Annotated in this window: 17 protein-coding genes; 9 read left to right on the top strand and 8 right to left on the bottom strand. The window is 71.5% G+C overall.

The window, feature by feature from the left end; all coding sequences use genetic code 11:
• The first annotated feature begins 3 nt into the window (after positions 1 to 3).
• A complete protein-coding gene (locus RWE79_RS03580) occupies positions 4 to 1,167 on the top strand; it encodes an FAD-dependent monooxygenase (protein ID WP_475938529.1) in 1,164 nt (387 codons plus the stop codon).
• Here RWE79_RS03580 and RWE79_RS03575 read toward each other — a convergent pair.
• Entirely contained in the window at positions 1,154 to 2,206 is a 1,053-nt protein-coding gene (locus RWE79_RS03575) for a GlxA family transcriptional regulator (protein ID WP_475938528.1), read from the bottom strand. The genes RWE79_RS03580 and RWE79_RS03575 overlap by 14 nt on opposite strands.
• A 69-nt stretch (positions 2,207 to 2,275) precedes the next feature.
• On the opposite strand from RWE79_RS03575, the gene RWE79_RS03570 reads away from it, so the two are divergent.
• Together RWE79_RS03570 and RWE79_RS03565 are read left to right on the top strand one after the other, a co-directional pair.
• Positions 2,276 to 3,247, top strand: a complete 972-nt coding sequence (locus RWE79_RS03570) for an NADP-dependent oxidoreductase (RefSeq protein WP_475938527.1) — start codon at positions 2,276 to 2,278, stop codon at positions 3,245 to 3,247.
• A gap of 139 nt (positions 3,248 to 3,386) precedes the next feature.
• The gene (locus RWE79_RS03565) at positions 3,387 to 4,586 is read left to right on the top strand and encodes an MFS transporter (RefSeq protein ID WP_475938526.1); all 1,200 of its coding nucleotides are present in this window, start codon (positions 3,387 to 3,389) and stop codon (positions 4,584 to 4,586) included.
• A 30-nt stretch (positions 4,587 to 4,616) separates the two neighbouring features.
• On the opposite strand, the gene RWE79_RS03560 is transcribed toward RWE79_RS03565, so the two are convergent.
• The 3 genes from RWE79_RS03560 to RWE79_RS03550 form a co-directional block, all read right to left on the bottom strand.
• A complete protein-coding gene (locus tag RWE79_RS03560; protein ID WP_475938525.1) occupies positions 4,617 to 5,348 on the bottom strand; it encodes a hypothetical protein in 732 nt (243 codons plus the stop codon).
• A gap of 614 nt (positions 5,349 to 5,962) precedes the next feature.
• A complete protein-coding gene (locus RWE79_RS03555) occupies positions 5,963 to 6,724 on the bottom strand; it encodes an NUDIX hydrolase (RefSeq protein ID WP_475938524.1) in 762 nt (253 codons plus the stop codon).
• Between the two features lie 346 nt (positions 6,725 to 7,070).
• Positions 7,071 to 7,631 (bottom strand): GNAT family N-acetyltransferase, encoded by a 561-nt coding sequence (locus RWE79_RS03550; RefSeq protein ID WP_475938523.1) that lies wholly within the window; start codon positions 7,629 to 7,631, stop codon positions 7,071 to 7,073.
• A gap of 653 nt (positions 7,632 to 8,284) precedes the next feature.
• On the opposite strand from RWE79_RS03550, the gene RWE79_RS03545 reads away from it, so the two are divergent.
• Together RWE79_RS03545 and RWE79_RS03540 are read left to right on the top strand one after the other, a co-directional pair.
• Positions 8,285 to 8,851: a GNAT family N-acetyltransferase gene (locus tag RWE79_RS03545; protein ID WP_475938522.1), complete on the top strand. Its 567-nt coding sequence runs from the start codon at positions 8,285 to 8,287 to the stop codon at positions 8,849 to 8,851.
• 115 nt (positions 8,852 to 8,966) lie between these two features.
• Positions 8,967 to 9,533 carry a cysteine hydrolase family protein gene (locus RWE79_RS03540; RefSeq protein ID WP_475938521.1) on the top strand — a complete coding sequence of 189 codons (567 nt, stop codon included), beginning with the start codon at positions 8,967 to 8,969 and terminating at the stop codon, positions 9,531 to 9,533.
• 226 nt (positions 9,534 to 9,759) lie between these two features.
• Here the strand turns inward: RWE79_RS03540 and RWE79_RS03535 are convergent, their stop codons facing one another.
• Both RWE79_RS03535 and RWE79_RS03530 read right to left on the bottom strand, forming a co-directional pair.
• Positions 9,760 to 12,570, bottom strand: coding sequence for an FtsX-like permease family protein (locus RWE79_RS03535; RefSeq protein ID WP_475938520.1), 2,811 nt, complete (start codon positions 12,568 to 12,570; stop codon positions 9,760 to 9,762).
• A 5-nt stretch (positions 12,571 to 12,575) separates the two neighbouring features.
• Positions 12,576 to 13,274: an ABC transporter ATP-binding protein gene (locus RWE79_RS03530; protein ID WP_475938519.1), complete on the bottom strand. Its 699-nt coding sequence runs from the start codon at positions 13,272 to 13,274 to the stop codon at positions 12,576 to 12,578.
• A 69-nt stretch (positions 13,275 to 13,343) separates the two neighbouring features.
• Here RWE79_RS03530 and RWE79_RS03525 point away from each other — a divergent pair, with 69 nt between their 5' ends.
• A complete protein-coding gene (locus RWE79_RS03525; protein ID WP_475938518.1) occupies positions 13,344 to 14,003 on the top strand; it encodes a PadR family transcriptional regulator in 660 nt (219 codons plus the stop codon).
• A 27-nt stretch (positions 14,004 to 14,030) separates the two neighbouring features.
• Here RWE79_RS03525 and RWE79_RS03520 read toward each other — a convergent pair whose 3' ends face one another.
• Positions 14,031 to 14,573 (bottom strand): SRPBCC family protein, encoded by a 543-nt coding sequence (locus tag RWE79_RS03520; RefSeq protein WP_475938517.1) that lies wholly within the window; start codon positions 14,571 to 14,573, stop codon positions 14,031 to 14,033.
• Between the two features lie 132 nt (positions 14,574 to 14,705).
• Between RWE79_RS03520 and RWE79_RS03515 the strand changes: the two genes are divergently transcribed.
• The 3 genes from RWE79_RS03515 (at position 14,706) to RWE79_RS03505 (ending at position 17,797) form a co-directional block, all read left to right on the top strand.
• On the top strand, positions 14,706 to 15,608 hold the full coding sequence (locus RWE79_RS03515; protein ID WP_475938516.1) for a helix-turn-helix domain-containing protein: 903 nt from the start codon (positions 14,706 to 14,708) through the stop codon (positions 15,606 to 15,608).
• Between the two features lie 64 nt (positions 15,609 to 15,672).
• Positions 15,673 to 16,677, top strand: coding sequence for an NHL repeat-containing protein (locus RWE79_RS03510; protein WP_475938515.1), 1,005 nt, complete (start codon positions 15,673 to 15,675; stop codon positions 16,675 to 16,677).
• Positions 16,678 to 16,837: 160 nt separating this feature from the next.
• Entirely contained in the window at positions 16,838 to 17,797 is a 960-nt protein-coding gene (locus RWE79_RS03505) for a phosphotransferase family protein (protein ID WP_475945572.1), read from the top strand.
• Here the strand turns inward: RWE79_RS03505 and RWE79_RS03500 are convergent.
• On the bottom strand, positions 17,750 to 18,607 hold the full coding sequence (locus RWE79_RS03500; RefSeq protein ID WP_475945570.1) for a helix-turn-helix transcriptional regulator: 858 nt from the start codon (positions 18,605 to 18,607) through the stop codon (positions 17,750 to 17,752). The two genes, RWE79_RS03505 and RWE79_RS03500, sit on opposite strands and share 48 nt — an antisense overlap.
• Positions 18,608 to 18,645: the final 38 nt, after the last annotated feature.

The raw sequence follows: 18,645 nt of genomic DNA, 5'->3' as shown, positions 1-18,645 counted from the left end.
GCGATGCAGAACACCACCGTCCTCATCTCCGGAGCCAGCATCGGCGGCCCGGCCCTCGCGTACTGGCTGGCCGAGTACGGCTTCCAGGTCACCGTCGTGGAGCGGGCCCCCGCCCTGCGGCCCGGGGGTCAGGCGGTCGACGTACGCGGCCCGGCACTGGAGGTCGCCGAGCGGATGGGCGTACTGGACGAACTGCGCGGCCTGGCCACCCACATGCGCGGCATGTCGATGGTCGACGCGAGCGGCGAGGAGCTCTACCGCACCACCGAAGGCACCATCAGCGGGGGCGACTTCGCCTCCCCGGATGTCGAGATCCTCCGCGACGATCTGTGCCGCCTGCTCCACCGCGGCGCCGCCGACCGTACCGAATACCTCTTCGACGACTCCGTCACCGCCCTCGTCCAGGACGCCCACGGCGTCCATGTCACCTTCGAGAACGCCGCCCCGCGCACCTTCGACCTGATGGTGGGAGCCGACGGGCTGCACTCCAACACCCGGCGACTGGCCTTCGGCCCGGAGTCCGAGTACATCACCCATCTCGGCACCTACCTTTCGGTCTTCACCGCCCCCAACTACCTCGGGCTGGACCGCTGGCAGGTCTGGCACCAGGGCGGCACCGCGGGCGGCGCCATCATGACGGCCCGCGACAACGCCGAACTCCGGGTCTTCGCCGGATTCGAGGCGCCGGAGCCCCTCGACTACGACTACCGCGACACCGAGGCGCAGAAGAAGCTCGTCCACGACCACCTGGCCGGCGTTGGCTGGGAGTTCCCCCGGGCACTCCGGTACATGTGGGACGCGACGGACTTCCACTTCGACTCGATGAGCCAGATCCACCTGGACCAGTGGTGGCGCGAGCGTGTGGTGCTGCTCGGCGACGCCGCCTACTGCGGCTCCCCGCTGTCCGGCCAGGGCACCAGCATGGCCATGGTCGGCGCCTATGTGCTGGCCGGCGAGCTGAAAGCCGCACACGGTGACCACCGCGCCGCCTTCCCCGCCTACCAGGACGCCCTGCGCGGCTACGTGGCGGACAACCAGCGGCTCGCCCTCACCAACAAGGCCCGCGTCGAGGCCCAGAGCGGCGCCGCCCAGGGCGAGACCATCGCCGAGATCGAGACCAAGGACTTCGGCCAGGTCACCGACGCCCTCACCCTCAAGGACTACTGACCGCCCTGGCCGGCCGGCCGGTGTGCGTCGCACCGAAGGCACGCCGGTAGGTGAGGGGGGAGACACCGATCGAGGCGTGCAGATGGTGACGGAGGGAGGCGGCTGTGGCGAAGCCGACCTCGCCGGCGATGCGGTCGACCGGCCAGCCGGTGGTCTCCAGCAGACGGCGGGCGCGTTGAACGCGCTGTTCGACGAGCCAGCGGCCCGGGCTGGTACCGGTCTCCTGCTGGAAGCGGCGGGCGAAGGTCCGGCCGCTCATGCCCGCGTGGGCGGCGAGTTCGGCGCGGGTGAGCGGGACGGTGAGGCGTTCCAGCGCCCAGGCGCGGGTGGCCGCGGTGCTCGCCGTTCCCGGCCGGGGGAGCGGCTGCTCGATGAACTGGGCCTGGCCGCCGTCGCGCCACGGCGGTACGACGCACAGCCGGGCCACGGTGTTGGCGAGTTCGCTGCCGTGGTCCTGGCGGACAAGATGGATGCAGGCGTCGATGCCCGAGGCCGCGCCCGCTGAGGTGAGCAGGTCGCCGTCGTGGACGAACAGCACATCCGGGTCGAGCGCCACCCGCGGGAACATCCGCCGGAAGGTGTCGGCCAGCGCCCAGTGTGTGGTGGCCGGCCGTCCGTCCAGGAGCCCGGCGGCGGCGAGGGCGAAGGCGCCGGTGCAGATGGAGACGACACGGGCACCGGGCGCGATGCGGGCGAGGGCGGCTCGCACGGCCGGCGTGCTCTCGTGCCCGATCCGGCGGAGAGAGTACGGCGGGACGACGACCGTGCCCGCGGTCTCCAGGATCTCGGGGCCGTGTTCGACGGCGATGCCGAAGTCGGAGTCGGTACGCACCGGTTGACCGTCGGCCGTGCAGGTGAGGACTTCGTAGCGTCCGTCGGCCGAGCCGAACACCCGCTTGGGGATGCCCAGTTCGAAGGGATAGACACCCTCCAGGGCGAGGACGGCGACCCGGTGGGCGTCGCGGCGGGGCGCCAGGTCCGGTGAGCGCACCGCCGGGCGGGTGGCACGGACGGCATGGGAGGAGGCACCGCGGGACATGGCACGATCCTAGCGGTTGTTGTCCTCGTGGCCATTGCCCGCCCGGGGCCGGATGACGAGGCTGGTCACATGACGGACAACACGCGTACCGCTCCCGCTGCCGCCTCCATGCGCGCGATCGGCCAGGACGTCCTGGGCGGCCCCGAGGTGCTGCGGGAGATCGAGGTGCCGCGCCCCCTCCCGGGGCCCGGCCGGATCCTGGTGGCAGTGCGCGCGGCCGGGGTGAACCCGACGGACTGGAAGCACCGCGCCATGCGTCTGTTCCTGGGCGAGCCGCCGTACGTCCTGGGCTGGGACGTCTCCGGAGTGGTGGAGGCCGTCGGCCTGGGGGTCACCCTGTTCGTGCCCGGCGACGAGGTCTTCGGGATGCTGCCCTACCCTTCCGGCGCCGGCGCGTACGCCGAGTACGTCACCGGCCCCGCCAGGGCCTTCGCCCGCAAGCCGCCCTCACTCGACCACATCCACGCCGCCGCGCTTCCGCTGGCCGGGCTCACGGCCTGGCAGGCCCTGGTGGACACCGCGCACCTGAGCAGCGGCCAACGGGTCCTGATCCACGCGGCGGCCGGCGGCGTCGGCCATCTGGCCGTCCAACTCGCCAAGGAGCGCGGCGCGCAGGTCATCGGCACGGCCAGCCGGAGCAAGCACGACTTCGTGCGTTCCCTGGGAGCGGACGAGGTCATCGACTACCGCACCACCGACTTCGCAGCCGTGGTCAAGGACGTCGACATCGTCCTGGACACCATGGCCGGCGACACCCGGGACCGTTCACTGGCCACCCTGCGGCCCGGCGGCATCCTGGTGACCCTCCTGCCCTACGGCTTGCGGGAACTGGCCGAAGCAGCGGCCCGGCAGGGCGTACGGACGGCGTCGATGCTGGTGGAGCACGACCAGGCGGGGATGGCCGCGATCGCCCGGCTGGCAGCGGCAGGGGCGCTCTCCCCGACGGTCGCCCGGACCTTCCCGCTCGCCGAGGCGGCGCAGGCCCACCGGGCCGGCGAGACAGGCCGCACGGCGGGCAAACTCGTGCTGACGGTGCCCTGAGGGAGCTCCAAGGCACCCGCCGGGCCGGGCGCCCGGCGGCGGGACGCGCATGACTGCTAGAATGCGGTGTCTTCAGCCTTCGGCCCCGCCCTCGCGGTCGCCGGAGGCTTTTTTCATGCCTTCAACCTCTCCCGAGTCCATGTCGGATCGCCCCGGCGGATACGCAGCGCTGCTGCGCAATCGTGAGTTCGGGGCCCTGTACGCCGGCTTCACCCTGACCGTCGCCGCAGGCACACTGTCGGGCTTCGCCCTGGGAACGTTGGTGAGCCGGCGCACCGGTTCACCGCTCCTGACCGCGATCAGCATGTACGGGGCCACCCTGGCGACCGTGCTGGGGGCGCTCACACTGATGTCGCTCGCCGACGGACGGCACCCGCGGCGCCTCATCCTGAGCCTGCAGGCGGTGTCGCTGCTCGGCGTCGCCGCGCAGGCCGTCCCGGGGCTGCCGTTGGCGGCCCGGTTCGGGCTTCTGCTCCTCCTGGGCTTCTTCCAGTCACTCAGCACCGGCGCACGGCTCGGGCTGCTCGCCGAGGTGGTGCCCGCATCCGGATACGCGATGGCGCGGTCACTGATGAACATCACCTCCGGCGGGATGTCCGTCATGGGCTACGCCGTCGCGGCGGTCCTCGTACAACACACCTCACCGGAGGGGGTGTTCGTGATCAGCGCAGGCCTGACAGCCATGAGCCTGACGGCGGTCGCCACGTCCGTACGGGAACGTTCGATCCGTATGACCCCCAGGCCCGGACTGCGCCAGACATGGGTCACGAACCTGGCGCTGGTCCGGCATCGCGGGCAGCGGGCCCTGCTGCTCAACCTCTGGGTTCCCAACGGGCTCATCGTCGGCTGCGAAGCGCTGTTCATCTCCTACGACGGACATCACGCGGGGCTGTTCCTCGCGGCGGGCTCGGCGGGCATGCTGCTCGGCGACCTCGTCGTCGGGCGCGTTCTGACGGCTGGTCAGCGCCGCCGGGCCGCCTTCCCGCTGCGCGTCGTCCTCGCCGCGCCCTATCTGGTGTTCGCCGTCCGTCCGTCGGTCGTCCTCGCCGCGGCAGCGGTGTTCGTGGCCGGCGCCGGGTTCGCGGCCACGCTGCCCCTGCAGGAACAACTCATCGAGCTCACCCCGGACAGCGTCCTGGGCCAGGTCCAGGGCGTCGAATCAGCGGGGCGCATGACCTGGCAGGGCCTGGGGGCAGGCATCGGCGGCGCGATCGCCCAGTACCTGCGACCCGGGCCGGCCATGGCTGTCGTCGCCGTGCTGTCGTTGGCGATCACCATAGGCACGCGGCCCCTGGTCGTCCGCTCGACCGCGCTGCTCCCCGAGGGCGACCTGGCATGAGTCGACCGGTCCGCCATGGCCGCCCCGCGCTCAGCCGGCCGATGCCTCCGGCTTCGGCTCGGCCGCCGCCGGGGTCGAGGCGGTGGCGGGGGTGTAGAAGACGGAAGTGCCCTGCTTGGTGCGGTGGGCGTGGCTCTTGGCGACCAGCCCTTCGAGGGTGGTGCGCACGACGGTGATCTTGATGGAGCGGTCGGGGTGGGTCTGCGTGAGCGCGGCGGAGATCTCCGCCGCGGAGCGCGGCTCGCTCTGCTGCTCCAGGTGGCCGCGGATCAGCTCGACAAGGGTCGGCTGGGCGGCGGCCTTCGCCGCCTTGGCCTCGGGCTTCCCGACCTCGGCCTTCTTCGGCTCGGGCTTCTTGGCTTCGGCCTTCTTCGGCTCGGGCTTCCCGACCTCGGGCTTCTTGGCTTCGGGCTTCCTGGGCGCCGTCTTCTTCGCGCTCGTGCCGACTGCCTTCCTCGCCCTGCTCCGCTTGGATTCGACGGAGGTCTGCTGAGGCACGGAGGGCACAGCCGTGGTGAGTTCCTGCGCGGCGGGCAATACCGCCGTGACATCCGCGACGCCCGCGGTACCCGAACCGCCGAGCGCCTGCTGCATGCTCACCAGCACGGTGTGGTCGTGCCGCAGGGCATGCAACTGCTCCTGCAGGGCCTCGATGTCGGCACCAATGCGTTCCTGTTCCTTGGCATTGCGCTCAAGGTCGCCGGTGACCTGGGAGATGTAATGCGACGTCAGTTCTGTTGCCTGGATCTGGCTTTGAGACATGTCATCGGCCTTTCATCAGTTCGCGGCCACGGTGATGAAACGGAGAAGCCGAGGTCGCGAATGGAGGGAGGAACGCGCCCCGTCCGCGGTGACGGGGTCACCGGCAGGGCACAACCGCTGCGGCCTGCAACGGCCTAGAGATCATACGCACGGGTGGAACGGAATGTTCCTGTCGGGTGAGACTTCTCTCCCCATTCAGAGTAAGGGGTCCGGTGGATGAGTAACTCCTGACTCCGTACTTTCCTGTGTCCTCTCAGGCGTTGCGGTCGGAGACCGTTTCCTCGAACGCGCGTCGGCGCAGGGCTTGCTGAGGGTGAGTCACCTCGCGGCCCCGGTGAGGGGTGCCAATCCGGCGAACCTATGTGTTCGCAATGAGTAAAGCAGGATTGTTGACGATCTCGGGGACGGTGTATTACGTTCGCGGCGCGGGCCGCCCCGATCGCGATGCCGGGTCTACGAGTGAGGCGGGGCGCAGCCGTTGGGCTCGCTTCGTTTCGTGTCCATTGGTATCCGCGAAATCCGTCTTTGCCGTTGCCGTTGCCGTTGCCGGCCGGTCGTCCGTCGGCGAAGGCCCGGGCTCGTGCACGCTGTGCCTGGGAGAGTCGGCGGCACCGTCAGGTATCGCGCCGGAGAGCTGTCTCCGCGTACCGGCGAACGACCGGTTCCAGGTAGTCCACGTGCGGCCCGCCGAGGCCCGCCAGTTCGGCGGTGGAGCCGACAAAGGCGATCCGGTCCAGTTCCGGGTCGCGGCCCTGCGCTGTCTCCGAGGAAACCAGGGCCGCGTATCGTTCGTGCACCAGCGAGGCCGGCAGCCGTGGAGCCAGGAACAGGACACCGATGTTGCCGTTCTCGGCGCGCGTGACAACCCACAGGGCCAGGTCGTCGGGCCTGGTGTCGATACCGGTCTCCTCGACCAGCTCCCGAGCCGCATGCCCGCGCAACGCGGCCACGTCGAGGGACTCGTGGTCATCCGGCGGTTCGACGGACCCGCCCGGCAGCTGCCAGCGACCGGCAGCGGCCGTCCACGACGACATCCGCCCCACCAGCAGCCCCCCGTCGTGCGTCGGTTGCACGACGGCGACGAACAGCGAGCGCAGCCACGAGGTGACGCCCGGGACCTGGCGCAGGGCCCGGTGCCGGTAGGTGCTCCTCGCCCAGGTGAGAACCAGGTCGTCCGGCCCCTCCATGGCCATCCCGGCGCACGCCACCGCGGGCCCGTCGAACAGGCTCGGGTTGGCCCGTACCGCCTCGTCCCACACGCGGTCCATGGCCAGCCGGTCCTCGGGCGACACCGAGGGCATGGCGGCCTCGACCAGGCGGAGTCGGCGAACCTCCAGGAGGCTGACGCCGGCGGGTTGCAGCAGCGGTTCCGTCACCGGCTCATGCTGGCACACGAGAGTCGCTCCGCTGAATTTCGGGAAGCACCGCCCGAACGCGGATCCGGTTGACATCATCGAAGAGCGACTGGCGACCACTCTCGCGCTCGAATCACTACGCCTGGTGGAACGCGAACAGGCGCTCCACACAGCGCGCAGGTGGGCCTGGCCCTGGCCGGAGTGAAAGCATTGGTGGCCATCGGTGTACTCGCGTCACTCGCCGGCGCCGTCCATACCTGGGTGGCGACTCCGTAGCCCCGGCGTTCGCAGTCGCGCGGGGCCCGCCGCGGGCGGCCGGCGGCTCGCCGATGTCCGGGTCACCCGGCAACGCCGGGCCGCCTCCTGGTCACTGGTCCCCTCGATCAACTCCGGGGCGGTACAGCCGCCAGACCACGTCGATCCCGCTGCCAGAGGGAGCCGCGGGCGGCGTTGCCTGTCCACGCCGCACTTCGGTGAAGCCCAACCGGCGCGGTACGGCGGCGCTGGAGGTGTTGGCCAGATCGTGCGAGATTTCCAGGTACTCCACGTCCGGCAGGGTGAACATCTCGGTGACCATGGCCGCTGTCGCTCTTGTGGCGATGCCCCGGCCGGTGGCGGCGGGGTGCAGCCAGTACCCCATGCCCCAGCCCTGAGGCTCGGCCCCGCGGTAGGTCTGGCACATGCCGATGAGACTGCCGTCCTTGGCGATGGCGTAGTTGTACACGTCACCGCTTGCCCACTTCGACTCGGACTTCGCGAGGAAGTCCCGGGTGTTCTCCTCGCTGTGACGGGCCACCCACAGCTCCCAGGGGCGCAGGTGGTCCACGGACTCCTCGATCAGCTTGAATGCCGGGGCGAAGTCGCTCTGCCCCCGCCAGCGTCGCAGGACGAAGTCTCCACACCCGATGATCTGCCTCGGTCGCGCCATGACGGTCATGATGGTTCGCACGACGGCTCTCGGCAAACGGCGACGGCCCAGCCGCTCGGAGGGCTCCGTACACCTGCGGGCGATGCGCGGGTTGATGCTCCGCGAACGCGATTCGGACTCGTCAGGGCCCCCTTTGGCCGGACGGGTCGGCGGTCTGCTCCACTGAAGTCATGAGTCTGTCGGTCGATGTGTTCGTCAGCGGGGTGGACGGCACCGTCCGCTGTCCGGATGTGCCTCCTGACTGCTCTGACCCGGCAGGTCATGAGCGCACTCAGGTGCTCGACAGGACACGCTTCAGTGCGGTGACCGGGCGGGTTCACCGGGTCCGTCCGGCTGCGGGCTGCTGGGCATGACTTTGGGCCGTCCTGGGGAGCGGACGGCCCAGTCGCTCGACGCGCCAGGGGTCATGGCGTGGAGCTGACGGCACCGCCTCATCCGGGGGGATGTGCGAAAGGCCGTCTTCGGACAGTCTGCAACAGCGATGGCTGAAAACGGTAGGTGTCGGTAGCGATCAATCGAAGCGGGCCACGCGGACGGCAGCGGCTCAGGGGCCGCACGGCGGAGCACTTGGTCGCACCCTGTGCCACTCAGCGGGCCCGGGGCGGTGGCTGTGCGAGGCTTCAGGCACCACGTACGGCCATCGGAGGATGAGTATGTTCGCGATTTCCCTGGGCGACGGAGCCGAGCTGCGGCCGCTTGAGCCCTGGCAGGCCGAGGAGTTCCTCGCGCACATGGAGCGCGGTCGCGAATACATCGGGCGGTACGTCGGGCTCCCCGACATCGTGACCGACCTCGACTCCGCACGGAACTGGCTCCAGTCGTACGCCGACAAGGCCGCCGCCGACACCGGCCGGCTCTATGGCATCCGGCTCGACGGCCTCCTCGTCGGTGGAGTCCTCTTCCGGCTCTTCGACGCGGCAGAGGGCACCTGCGAGGCGGGCTGCTGGCTGGAACCGGCCGCCGCCGGACGCGGCCTGGTCACCCGCGCGGCACGCGTGATCATCGACTGGGCGGTCCAGGAGCGTGGAGTGCACCGCGTGGAGTGGCATGTCTCCTCCGAGAACACCCCGAGCATCAATCTGGCCAAGCGGCTCGGTATGAGCCGCGACGGTGTCCTGCGTGAGGACTACCCCTACCGGGGCGTACGGCAGGACACCGAGATCTGGTCGGTACTCGCGCCCGAATGGCGTGCCGGGACGGGGTCGGGTCGTCCGGAGTGAAGTGCGCCGGCGACCGCGGCGCCTGACGTACCGCCCGCGCGACCCCGTAGGACTGTCAGTGGCCCGATCTACTGTGGAGTGACGCAGGACCGGTGACGAAAAACAGGAGCTTCCCATGACGACCCTGCCCGATCGGCCGAACACCGCGCTGCTCGTCATCGACGTGCAGAACGGCGTGGTGGCCGACGCCCATGACCGCGACGGCGTGATCGCGAACATCAACACCCTGATCGACAAGGCCCGCGCCGAGGATGTGCCCGTGGTCTGGGTGCAGCATGCCGACGACGGTCTCAAGCGGGACAGCGAGAGCTGGCAGTACGTGCCGGAGCTGGTCCGCCGCGATTCGGAGCCTCTCGTCCACAAGAACTACGGCGACTCGTTCGAGGGCACGGACCTGGAGGCGCAGCTCGCGGAGCGCGGGGTGGGCCGGATCGTCGTCACGGGGGCCCAGACCGACGCGTGCATCCGCTCGACGCTCCACGGGGGCTTCGTCCGCGGGTACGACGTGACGTTGGTGGGCGACGCGCACACGACGGAGGACCTCACCACGTACGGCGCGCCGCCCCCGGAGCAGGTGATCGCGCACACCAATCTCTACTGGCAGTGGCAGAGCGCCCCCGGGCGCACCGGCGGGACCGTCGACACGGCGGAGGTGAGCTTCGCGGCGGCCGACGCGGGCTGAGCCGCGCGGCCAGTTGGGCGGGCTCTCGTAGGGATCGTCCGGTGCCGGGACCGGTTCGGTCCGGCTGATGTCGATGTACGGGATGGCTCCGTCGTTGACGGGGTCCTTGGTCTGTTCGCCGGTGTAGGTGCTGTGCTCGTCGGGCCGGCCGGGGTTGGTCATGGTGATCGCGTTCGGGGACTCCGGAGGCCTCTGACCCTCGAAGATCGGCAACTTACCGGACCGCTCAGTCCGTTGCCAGCAGTCTGGCGGGGGCGGTCCGGGACTGGGCCCGGATCGGTACGGCCAGGACGCCGCAGACCAGGCCGATCGCGGCGAGGGTGGCCAGCAGGGCGGCGCCGGCCACGGCGGGCAGCCGTCCCTCCCAGAGGCCCTGTCCGATGCTCAGGACGGTGATCAGTCCGGCGGCGGCCCCGGTCAGGCCGCCCAGGAGGGCGAGGCCGGCACCTTCGTAGAGGGTGAGCCGGGCCAGTTCGCGGTTGGTCCAGCCGGTGGCGCGCAGTACGGCGAGGTCGGCGGCGCGCTCGCGCTGGGACAGCACCAGTACGTCCACCGCGCCCGCGGCGCCGAGCAGCAGGGACAGGGCGACGCTCAGGTAGTCGGCGGTGCGGGCCCGGGCGACGACGGCGTTGCCCAGCAGTGAACCGGCCACCTCCCCGCGGAAGGCGAGCGTGAGGGAGAGCAGCACGGTGAAGGCCGCCACCCCGAGCGCCAGCCCGGCCGCGCCGAGCAGGGTCCGGCCGCGGGTGCGCAGCAGATTGCGCACCGCGAGGCCGGCGACCGAGCGGACGGGGACCGCCCGGCGGCTCGGGGTGACCGGGGGCGTGACCGCGTCCAGCGGTCCCATGCGGGTGGCCCGCCAGGCGGGCAGTGTCCCCGCGGCCAGGGAGAGCAGCAGGGCGACGGGCAGGACCAGGGCCGCCTTCACCGCTGCGCCGGACAGGTCGAAGCAGGCGCCCAGAGCGTAGGCGAGCAGGGAGCCCAGGGCGCCCGCTCCGAGGCCGATCACCGTCAGCTCGCCGAGTATCAGCCGGAGGACCTCGGGGGCGCTCCAGCCCATGCAGCGCAGCGTGCCGATCTCGGTCCGGCGCGACCGTACGGAGGCCAGGGCGGCCTGGCCGAGGAAGAGCCCGCAGACCACCAGCACCAGCACGAACAGCACGGCGCTCTTGGTGTCCACGGCCCGCAGGATCCGCAGGGCCACGCCCTGGGCCACCCAGCGCTCACTGACCTTGATGCCGGTGGGCAGTACGACGGTCTGCGGCGCGGGTGAGCTGCCGATGGTGATGTCCACGTCGAGTCGCGGGTAGGCGGCGCGGATCTGGCCGGCGACGGCGTTGACCCGGGCCCGGGAGGCGGGGTCGACGCCGGTCGCGCCGGCCACCCGGATGCGGATGGCGCTGACCGGTGCCTTCTCCTGCGCGCTGGGCTCGCGGCGGCTGTGGGTGAAGGCGGAGATCGAGTCGAGGGTGGTGAGCAGGGCGGGCGCCGGACTGAGGTAGCCGCCGAGGTTGCGATCGGGTCGCAGCGGCTGGTTGTCCAGGGCGGCCCGGCCGGCCGGGTCCGCGCCGGTGACCTCGGCGGACCGGTAGGTCTCCAGGGGGACCTGGGAGAGCGTGGAGAAGTTGTGCAGTCGGTCCGGGTCGTAGCGGCCGACGAGATTCAGCACCGGATAGGGGGCACGTCCGCTGTCCTCGTACTGGCAGGTCTTCGATCCCAGGCAGCTCGTCGAGGGGTGGCTGGTGACGGTCCGGAACTGGGTGCCGGTGTTCTCCTCGGGGACGTACGGCACCAGCGTGTCGTTGATGTTGGTCTTCCAGATGCCGGGCGGCTGGGCGGCCCGTGTCCGGACGGCCAGGGCGCCGTCCTTGGTGCTGCGGTAGTCGACCGGGCCGACCGTCCAGTAGTCCGTGGTGTCGAAGCCGTAGACGGAGCTGACGGACCGGAAGCCCGCGCTGAGGTCGGCGGTGACCTTGCCGACGTCGGTACCGTGCAGGCCGTTGACGAAGTCGTGCGCACCCGGGCTGCCCAACGTGGCGGGCAGAGCGGCCGGGTCGCCCGCGTCGAGCCGCTCGACGGTGGCGCTGAAGGTGCCGGTGGCGGGGGAGTGGCTGCTGAGCATGACCGGTACCTGGTAGTCGTGCTGCCGTTCGGCGGCGACCGGGTTCAGGTCGAAGACGTCGGTGCCCCAGACGGGCCGGTCGAGCGCGGTGAGCATCCGGCCCGAGGTGACGGCGCCTTTCAGCCCCACGAGGCGGTCCTCCGCACCGGGATCGATCGCCGACAGCAGGACGGGGAAGGTGACCGGGATCTGCGCGGTGGCCTTCCCCTTGCCCGAGGCGCAGGTCATGCGCGAGCGGGCGTCGTGGGAGTACGGCGAGTCCGGCAGGGGGTTCCAGTCGAACATGGGCCGGGGCAGGGTGGCGCCGGTGAGGTCGGTCGACTGCCCGCTCTTGTCCTCGTTGTAGAACCAGCAGACCGCGTACTTGCGGCCGGCTGTCTTCTCGTGCTGGAGGCCGGGCCAGGTGGTCCTGCTGAACTTCTTGTACCCGGCGACCGGGTTGCGGGTGAGATAGACGTACTGGTCGGCCACCTTGTACGTGCCCAGCCCCGCGGCCAGCGTCGGGGTGATGCGCAGCAGCTGGGCGGGCGCCCGGCTGTCCAGGAACGCCGACACGTCGACCGGGACGGTGCTGTTCACCATCAGGTACCCGATGTTGGCGACCGGAGCGGCGACGTCGATCCCGGCCATGTCCTTGATGCGGCGGTACTGGTCGAGGGTGATGCCGCCGAAGACACCGGACAGGAAGTTGGCCTGCACCAGGCCGCGTTCGCGTTCGATGGTGGTCTCCGTACCGGGCGGACGGACCAGGATGTCGTACGCGGACCGGGAGCTGCCCTCGACGATCCCGGTGGTCCGGGCCTGGCTCGTGGTCACCGTGGAGGTGAGCAGGGTGAAGCTGGTGGCGGCCACCAGGATGCCTGCGGCGAGGGCGAGCGCACGGCTCCGCCGGCGGCACAGCTGGGACCAGATCATGGCGATCACGGACGCAGGCCCCCGAGCCGGTTCAGCAGGTCGGTGGCCGGTGCCACCCGGTCGTCGGCCACGATCCTGCCGTCGTGCAGGCGGACGATCCGGTCGCAGCTCGCGGCCACTTCGGTGTCGTGCGTCGCGATGAGCATCGTCATGCCGTAGCGCTCGCGCAGCGAGAGAAGCAGGTCGATGATCTCCCGGCCGGTCACGCTGTCCAGGCTGCCGGTGGGTTCGTCCGCCAGGAGAAGCCCGGGCCGGTTGATCAACGCCCTTGCGATCGCGACCCGTTGACGCTGGCCGCCGGAGAGTTCGGACGGCAGCGCGTCGGCACGCTCCGCCAGGCCCACGGCCTCCAGCAGCTCCGTCGCGCGGGCCCGCCGGTCGAAGTCCACCCGGCGGGGCAGTACGGGCGCGAGTACGTTGTCGATGGCGGTCAGTGCGGGCAGCAGGTGGAAGCGCTGGAAGACGAACCCGATCCGGCGCCGGTGCGCATCGAGTTGACGTGCCGTCAGTTCGCTGCCGTCGACCTCGACGGTCCCCTCGTCCGGCCGGTCCATGCCGCCGAGCAGATGCAGCACCGTGGACTTCCCGGACCCCGACGGACCGGTGACCGCCACGGCCTCGCCGTCCTGGATCTCCAGATCGACGGTGTGCAGAGCGGTCAGCCCCGGATATCGGCGGGTCACGCCGCGCAGTCTCACGCCCATGGCGTTCCCCACCTCTTCTAGATTGTGGCAATGCAGGAGTACATTGTCACAATCTAGGGAGGTGTGTAAATGCCACTGCATCACGCGGTGCTCGCGCTGCTCAACGAGGGACCGAGCCATGGGTACGAGCTGAAGGGGCGCTTCGAGGAGGCCGTCGGCCCCCAGTGGGGAGGGCTCAACATCGGACACCTCTACCAGATTCTGGACCGCCTGGTCCGCGACGGCTGGGTCACCGGATCCCAGGTGACGCAGTCGGACCGGCCCGACAAGACCCGGTACACCCTCACCCCGGCCGGCCGGGAGGAGCTGGGGGAGTGGGCGACCGGGGCGTGGGTGCGCACCGGCGGGTTCCGCGACGAACTGTTCCTGAAGCTGTTCGGCGCCTCATCGCTCGGCCCGCAGGCCCTCACCGCCCTCGTGACGGCTCAACGCCAGGCCTACCTCTCGGAGCTCGCCGGCCTGACGCGGCTGCGCCGTTCCCATGTGGGCGACCCCCTGGTGGGCCTCCTCATCGACGCCGCCATCGCCCATACGAAGGCCGACCTGGAACTGGTCGACAGCGCGGCCGCCCGGCTCGCCCCGCTCGCCGAGCGTAACGCCGGCGCGGCGGCCCGGGAGGACGCGGGCGAGCCGCAGGAGCAGGAGCAGGAGCAGGGGCAGGGGCAGGGGCAGGAGCAGGAGCGGGAGCAGGGGCAGGGGCAGGGGCGGGAGCACGGCCGGACGGGCTGAGCCGCGTACCCACCCCCAGCCCCACCCTCACCCGCGGCGGCCGGCGATCCACTCGGCCAGCGCGAGCAGCGTCGCCTCCGCGCTGTCGGCCATGTGGTCCCGCAACGCCTCGACGTCCTCACGGGTGTCGCCCAGGACCGGATCGGTGCGCAGCAGCCGCCAGGACTGCTCGACGACGCTGCCCCTGCCCTGCTCGCGGAAGTTCCAGCTCCAGCGCACGATGCCGTCCTCGGCCCCGCCGACGACGAAGGCGAACGCTGAGCCCGGATCGGCCCGCACCACCTCGGAACGGGACACCCATTCGCGCCCGTCCCTGCGGTTGCGGCCGCTGAACCTGGCGCCGACCCGCGGACCGTCGCCCGGCGCGTAACTCACCGCGTCGGCGCTCGGACTCCATCTTTCGATCAGTGACACGTCGCTGACGAGGCGGTAGACGGCGTCCGGCGCCGCGTCGACCCAGCACCGCCGGGTGAAGGTGAAGGGAGCCAGATCGAGCCCGGCGAGCGGGTGCCGCGGGGCAGGGGCACCGGCAGGGGTGGGGGCGGGGACGGGGGCGGGGGCGCAGCTCATGGATTCTCCCGAACGAGGACGAAGAGGTACGCGGCTCATCCTGGAGAACGTGGCCGGGGCGAGCCAGACCCCGCCGATACCCACCCCGGCGGGGTGAGGCGCGGATCGCCGGCGCCGCACATACTCGGCTCCATGAACAAGCACGGGCACCTCGCCGACTTCCTCCAGGCACGCCGGGGCCAACTACGGCCCGAAGACGTCGGGTTGCGGACCTACGGCGAGCGGCGCCGGGTACCGGGGCTGCGGCGCGAGGAACTCGCGATGCTCGCCGGCATCAGCACGCCCTACTACACGCGGCTGGAGCAGGGCCAGTCACGCAACGCCTCACGCGAAGTACTCGACGCCATAGCCGGCGCCCTGCGACTGGACGAGGCCGAGCGCGCCCATCTGCACGCCCTGGCCCGCGCACCCGGACGCGGCGGACCCGCCGGCCGGCCGCGCGCCGAACACATCACCCCGGCGACCGGCGCGCTGCTGGCCGCCATCGAGGGCACCCCGGCCGTCGTCGTCGGCCGCCGCAGCGACGTCCTGGCCTGGAACCGTCAAGGACACGCCCTGTTCGCCGGCCATCTCGACCCGGCCGGCCCCGACACCCCGGGACAGCGGCCGAACATGGCCAGGCTGGTGTTCCTCGACGCGCACACCCGTGACCTCTACAGCGACTGGCCCGCCAAGGCCCAGGCCGTCGTGGGCAACCTGCGCCTGGCGGCCGGACGCCACCCGGACGATCGGCTGCTGGCCGTACTGATCGGCGAACTCAGCATGCGCAGTGCGGAGTTCGCCGCGATGTGGGCCGACCACAAGATCGTGGCCTGCGATGTCGCCGACTACGAGATGCGCCACCCCCTGGTCGGGACGCTGACCGTCACCCAGCAGACGCTGCAGAGCCCCCAAGGAGACGGCCCGGCCCTGGTGGTGGCCACGGCCGAACCCGGCTCCCCCTCCGCGACCGCCCTGACCCTGCTCACCCACGCCACCGCACCCCGGGACGACGCGGTCCGGCCACGCCACGGCGCCGAACCCCGCACCACCTGAACCGAGCCCCTCGACCACGGCACCGCACCGCGGCTGCCGCATGCCCGAAAACAGAGAAGGAACCATGTCCCGGCGAAACACCACGATCACCCTGTCGGCCGTCCTGCTGGCCGCGGCCGCCCTTACGGCGGCCACGCCCGCCGACGCGAACCCGGCGGCGTCCCCCGGCGGACAACTGAGCGACGTACGGGTCGCCACCCACTTCGACCTGTCCGCGGGCCAGATGCCGGAGAACATCACCGTGCTGCCCGACGGCACGGCCGACATCACCTTCGCCGCCAGCCGTCAGGTCGCCCAGGTCACCCCGCGCGGCGCGACACGCGTCCTGGCGACGCTGCCCGCACCCGCCGACGGCGGAGTCCACACACCCGTTCTCGGCTTCCCACTGGCCACCGGCATCGTCCACGGCCTCGACGGCACCGTGTACGTGCTGTACGCGACCGGCACCGCCGACCTGACAGGCCTGTGGCGGCTGCGCCCCGGGCAGGCCGCGGAGCGGATCGCCGCACTGCCCGCGGACGGCCTGCCCAACGGGCTGGCACTGGACGAGCACGCAAACCAGCTCTACATCACCGACTCGGTACTCGGCACCGTGTGGACCGTCCCCACCACCGGCGGCACACCCACCGCGTGGTCCACCGCTCCCGAGCTGGCCTCGACCGGCTTCCTCGGGGCCAACGGCGCGAAAGTACACGGCGGCGCGCTGTGGGTGACCAACCTCGACCGGGGCACCCTCCTGCGCATACCGATCCGCCCCGGAAACCGCGCGGGAGCGCCGCAGGTCAGGGCATCGGGCCTGGCCGGCATCGACGACTTCGCCTTCACCGGTCGCGGTGACGACGTCCTCGCCGCCCTCAACGGCCCCAACACGGTCGTGAGCATCGACTCCCACGGCACCCACACCACCGTTCTGGACGCCGGCGACGGACTGCAGAACCCCACCTCCGTCGCACTGCACGGCACGCAGGTGTACGTACTCAGCGCCGCCTACACCACGGCCACCGACCCCAATCTGCTGCGGGCGAGGACGGCGGCCGGACAAGGCGTCAGGGCACCGCGAGCGCGCTGACGGCGGGACCGTGAGCGAGCCCGGGCCGGCCGGAAGCAGGGCCGCCGGCCTGGGCGCGTCGGCCGATCTGATCGGTCCGGCGAGCGCCCACCGGGAGGACGGCCGGACACAACTCGACCCGGCGAAGGCCGAGGAGACCGTCACTTCGTACGCTGTGCGCATGAGAGGCGCGGACAGCGACGGTCAGGACTGGGCCGCTACACGGGCGTGGGTGGAGAAGGGCCTGCCCCCGGGGGAGCGCGTCGGGGACGTGGAGCGTCTGCGCGGTGGGTGGACCTCGCAGACGCGTCGTCTGGGCATCGACGGGCCGCACGGCCGGCGATCGCTGGTCCTGCGCTCCTTCGTGAAACCGTTCTACCTCCGGCACGCGGAAGCGCTGCTCGCCCGCGAGGCGGCGGTCCTCACCCTGCTCAGGGGTACGGATGTGCCCGTGGCCGAGCTGCGGGCCGTCGACGCGGCCGGGGAGCATTGCGACCACCCCTCGCTGCTGATGTCCCTGCTCCCCGGCGAGGTGCGCCTCGGCGACGAGGGCGCCGGAACACGCGCCGGGCTCCTGGCCCGGCAGCTGGTGCGCGTCCACGACATCGAGGTGACCGAGGAGACGCGCCCCCGCCCGTACCAGGCGTGGACCTCACCCGACCACGTCCGCCTCCCCGGGCGCACCGGCCGGCCGGAGCTGTGGCGGCGGGCCGTGGACGTCATCGGGGGCCGGCCCCCGGTGCACGAACCCCGGTTCCTGCACCGGGACTTCCACCCCGGCAACGTCCTGTTCGCCGGGGACGGCGCCGGTCTGCACATCAGCGGTGTCGTCGACTGGGTCGAGACATCATGGGGCCCGGCGGAGCTGGACGTCGCCCACTGCTCGACGGCGCTCGCGCTGCTGCACGGACCGCGGGCCGGCCTCCGCTTCGCCGACCTGTACACCGCCGCGGGCGGTCAGCTGTCCGGCAACCGGGCCGACCACCTGTACTGGCGGCTGCTCGACGCACTGGCCTTCGCCCCGGACGCGGAGAAGGTCGCCGTTCCCTGGCGTGAGCTGGGGCGGTCCGACCTGACACCGGGTGTGCTCACCTCAAGGCTGGAGCAGTACATCGCGGGGCTCTTCGACCGGTTCGGCTGACCCCTCCCACCGGGATCCGGCTCCGGTACGGGCGTACCGGCCCGGGGTGGTGCCCACGATCCGCTTGAAGTGCCGGGTGAGGTGGGGCTGGTCGTAGAAACCGGCGGCGGTCGCGACCTCGCCCGGTGGCTGTCCGTCGAGGAGCAGACGGCGGGCCAGGTCGACACGGCGGGACGTCACGTACTGGTGGGGCGCGATGCCGAAGGCGGCGCTGAAGGCCCGTACGAGGTGCGTGGGGTGGGCGTGGACCAGGCGCCCGGCCTCCTCCAGGGTGACGACGTCGAGCAGCCGCTCGTCGAGGAGGTCGCGCAGATTCCGGGCGACGCCGGGGCCGGGCACCGCGCCGCCGGCGGCCGGCCCGGGGCGCAGGTGCGCGCGCAGGCGCTCGCCGATGAGCGCCAGACGGCTTTCCGCCTCGAACTCGTCACCCCGGCCGGCCAGGGCCGTGTGCAGCCGCCCGACATGTCCGCGCAGGACGGGATCGGTGAGGTCCGGGCCGTCCACCGCCGGCCCGATGAAGCTCTCGTCCAGCTGCGTCATGTCGAGGTAGAGCACCCGCTTGCGGAAGCCGTGCGGGGTGGCGGGGGAGCCGTTGTGCGGGACGTGCGGCGGGAGCAGGCTCACGGTGTCGTCCGGGGTACCGCGTTCGTGGCGGTCCAGGTCGTAGCGGACAGCGCCGTCGTCGACGATCAGCAGGGTCCAGGCGTCATGGACGTGCATGGGGTACGCGTGCTCGGTGAAGTGGGCGTGGAAGACCTCCACGACGCCCGCGACCGGCGGGCGCCAGGCACGGACCTCCTGCCGGGGCATCACGCCAAGAACGTACAAGACGCGGATGGCGCGCACCG

This window comes from Streptomyces sp. RLA131 (genome assembly GCF_056270125.1).
This window is presented reverse-complemented; position numbering and strand designations above follow the sequence as displayed.

Coding starts and splice junctions, on each gene's coding strand:
- RWE79_RS03550 (WP_475938523.1), bottom strand. CDS start 7,631: ATGGCGCGACCGAGGCAGATCATCGGGTGTGGAGACTTCGTCCTGCGA.
- RWE79_RS03575 (WP_475938528.1), bottom strand. CDS start 2,206: ATGTCCCGCGGTGCCTCCTCCCATGCCGTCCGTGCCACCCGCCCGGCG.
- RWE79_RS03535 (WP_475938520.1), bottom strand. CDS start 12,570: ATGATCTGGTCCCAGCTGTGCCGCCGGCGGAGCCGTGCGCTCGCCCTC.
- RWE79_RS03545 (WP_475938522.1), top strand. CDS start 8,285: ATGTTCGCGATTTCCCTGGGCGACGGAGCCGAGCTGCGGCCGCTTGAG.
- RWE79_RS03510 (WP_475938515.1), top strand. CDS start 15,673: ATGTCCCGGCGAAACACCACGATCACCCTGTCGGCCGTCCTGCTGGCC.
- RWE79_RS03525 (WP_475938518.1), top strand. CDS start 13,344: ATGCCACTGCATCACGCGGTGCTCGCGCTGCTCAACGAGGGACCGAGC.
- RWE79_RS03505 (WP_475945572.1), top strand. CDS start 16,838: ATGAGAGGCGCGGACAGCGACGGTCAGGACTGGGCCGCTACACGGGCG.
- RWE79_RS03520 (WP_475938517.1), bottom strand. CDS start 14,573: ATGAGCTGCGCCCCCGCCCCCGTCCCCGCCCCCACCCCTGCCGGTGCC.
- RWE79_RS03530 (WP_475938519.1), bottom strand. CDS start 13,274: ATGGGCGTGAGACTGCGCGGCGTGACCCGCCGATATCCGGGGCTGACC.
- RWE79_RS03580 (WP_475938529.1), top strand. CDS start 4: ATGCAGAACACCACCGTCCTCATCTCCGGAGCCAGCATCGGCGGCCCG.
- RWE79_RS03560 (WP_475938525.1), bottom strand. CDS start 5,348: ATGTCTCAAAGCCAGATCCAGGCAACAGAACTGACGTCGCATTACATC.
- RWE79_RS03500 (WP_475945570.1), bottom strand. CDS start 18,607: ATGCCCCGGCAGGAGGTCCGTGCCTGGCGCCCGCCGGTCGCGGGCGTC.
- RWE79_RS03565 (WP_475938526.1), top strand. CDS start 3,387: ATGTCGGATCGCCCCGGCGGATACGCAGCGCTGCTGCGCAATCGTGAG.
- RWE79_RS03540 (WP_475938521.1), top strand. CDS start 8,967: ATGACGACCCTGCCCGATCGGCCGAACACCGCGCTGCTCGTCATCGAC.
- RWE79_RS03570 (WP_475938527.1), top strand. CDS start 2,276: ATGACGGACAACACGCGTACCGCTCCCGCTGCCGCCTCCATGCGCGCG.
- RWE79_RS03515 (WP_475938516.1), top strand. CDS start 14,706: ATGAACAAGCACGGGCACCTCGCCGACTTCCTCCAGGCACGCCGGGGC.